Source organism: Alysiella sp. (assembly GCF_030525755.1).
Lineage (GTDB): Bacteria > Pseudomonadota > Gammaproteobacteria > Burkholderiales > Neisseriaceae > Simonsiella.
In genome coordinates this window covers 1-2,143 of the sequence record NZ_JAUNEC010000079.1, presented here as the reverse complement: position 1 = coordinate 2,143, position 2,143 = coordinate 1, and the positions used below count along the sequence as shown (strand labels likewise).

Annotated in this window: 2 protein-coding genes and 3 pseudogenes; 2 read left to right on the top strand and 3 right to left on the bottom strand. The window is 45.9% G+C overall.

Annotated elements, in window-relative coordinates:
- Positions 1-207: 207 nt before the first annotated feature.
- A pseudogene (locus tag Q4B82_RS09445) lies at positions 208-365 on the bottom strand (transposase); the annotation flags it as partial.
- Positions 366-373: 8 nt separating this feature from the next.
- The gene (locus Q4B82_RS09440) at positions 374-643 is read right to left on the bottom strand and encodes an IS630 transposase-related protein (protein WP_303066206.1); all 270 of its coding nucleotides are present in this window, start codon (positions 641-643) and stop codon (positions 374-376) included.
- A gap of 61 nt (positions 644-704) precedes the next feature.
- On the opposite strand from Q4B82_RS09440, the pseudogene Q4B82_RS09435 reads away from it, so the two are divergent.
- Both Q4B82_RS09435 and Q4B82_RS09430 read left to right on the top strand, forming a co-directional pair.
- Positions 705-1,283, top strand: a pseudogene (locus Q4B82_RS09435) (phage minor head protein); the annotation flags it as partial.
- Positions 1,280-1,607, top strand: a pseudogene (locus tag Q4B82_RS09430) (phage virion morphogenesis protein). The pseudogenes Q4B82_RS09435 and Q4B82_RS09430, both read left to right, overlap by 4 nt.
- Positions 1,608-1,789: 182 nt before the next feature.
- On the opposite strand, the gene Q4B82_RS09425 reads toward Q4B82_RS09430, so the two are convergent.
- Positions 1,790-2,143 (bottom strand): ABC transporter permease (locus tag Q4B82_RS09425; RefSeq protein ID WP_303066205.1); only part of this gene is annotated, 354 nt, incomplete at its 5' end.

The window sequence follows — 2,143 nt, the reverse complement described above, 5'->3', positions numbered from 1 at the left end:
TAAGTCCATCAACATGATGTGGCTCATGACCAATATTGATTTCAACAGCTTTGCCAAATTGTTGATGAACACACCCAAGTATGTGTAACAGGCTACCTGAAGCCTTCAGGTAGCCTGTCTATCTTGATAGATGACCGTTGCAAATTATGGTGAATTAAAATAGAAACTACTCACTAATGCATCCATAAGACTGCCCATTTCAGACAACACTTTTCGCAGATGTTTTTTAATATTCTCCCACGCTTTTTCAATCGGATTAAGTTCAGGCAAATAAGGCGCAAGGCTAGGATTTGATGCCCCTCTTTTGCTGCAATCTCAGCTAAAACAGACATCCGATGAAAGGCATTATCCAGCACAATAACAGATGGTCCAGTTAATTCAGGCAGCCATACGCTTTCGTACAGCCGAAATGTGCTGCAATTTGATACAGGTAGGCATCAGGGTGTGCTTTAACATATTCTATGAGCAGGTTTTTATCTACTTTGGTTGCATTGCCGCCTTTGATTTGATGTTCAAATGAACCCGTTTGCTCATAACGTTTTCTCCAACTGAGAAATGTTTTTAGGTCAATGTTGTATGCTTTGCAGACTTCATTGGCATTTTTGTATGTCTGATAATATTTGGTATGCTTTTTTCTCGTAATGCTATTAAGTATGACATTTTAGACTCAAAATGTGGGGTAGCTTGGGACTTTTTATTTTAACACACTATACTTAACCAATTTGCAAAGCGCGTATATGGCAGGGCGTTACGCCGAAATGGTTGCCGCCAAAGACACGCACCCCTATTGGCAATATGTGGCGATTAACGACAAACGCACACGCGAAACCCATCGTAAATTGCATGGTCGCGTGTATGCCGCCGATGACGCGGTTTGGGGCAGCCTGTATCCGCCATTGGATTACCGTTGCCGTTGCCGTTGTCGCGTCCGCCCCTTGTCGCGTGAACGAGGCGAAAAGCAGGTTTTGCCCAGCCCAAAATTGGAAACACAAATTGTGGACATTGGGATAAATCAGCATACAGGCGAGCAGCGTTACGCGGCACGCACGGGCTTCAGGTTGCCTGACAACACCTTTGTTGCACCCAACGCAGGATTTAACGCCAATCAAGGGCTGACGTTTTTACAACGCACCGCCCGAACAGCGATTGAAAAAGCGCAAAACGCACCGCCTGAATTGGCGCGTGTGGCGGTCAAAGAAATGATGTCGCAGGAAAAATTCCGCAATGCCTTAACTTTGGCGCAGTTGGTTTGGGTGGCAGAATTATTGGGATTGACACCATGATTAAAATCAGTGTGGACAGCAGCAATTTGGAACGCGGTTTATCGCAACTCTTGCAAAACGTACAAAACCGCCGCCCAATGATGGCAGGTGTAGCAGCAGAATTGCTGTCTATGGCAGAAGATAACTTTGAAAATGAAAGCTGGGGCGGTCAAAAGTGGAAAGACAGCAAACGCGCCAAAAACGAAGGTGGCAAAACGCTGCAAAAGTCGGGGCAGCTTGCCAGCGCGCCCCTATTTACCGATTAACGGTTCAGGCAATGTACAAAGTGGTGGCGAAAAACAGATTTTGGATATTGTGAAAGATGCCCTTGCCCGTGGCATATAAATCAAAAAAAGCGGACGTTTTTGTTGTCCGCTTTTGTTTCACATTGTGCAATGCTGTTTCAGTTTGCTTATCCCACTTTGTTTTGTTTTATCCCACTTTTTCCCATTTATCTTGCTGGGTGGTGGGGATTTATATTAAATGGGTTCAAGCATGTTTTACACAAAATTTACACGCTATTTTAATTACCCACGCTGCCACAATTTCATCGCCGACCGCGCCATGCTGTCCAAAGCCCAACCAATCATGCCAATCAACACAATCGCCGCCATCAGTTCGGCATACGCCAAACGGTCGCGCGTGTCCAAAATGAAATAGCCCAAACCTTCGTTCACGCCCAACATTTCGCACGGCACGAGTACCACCCACACAATGCCAATCGCCAAACGCAGCCCGTTCAAAATGTCGCCCAACACAGCAGGCAACATGATTTTCAACAACATTTCCGATTGGGTCGCGCTCAATGAACGCCCCAATTCCAGCCATTGTGGGTTGATGTTTTTCACGCCTGCCGCCGTGTTCAAAATAATCGCCCACAC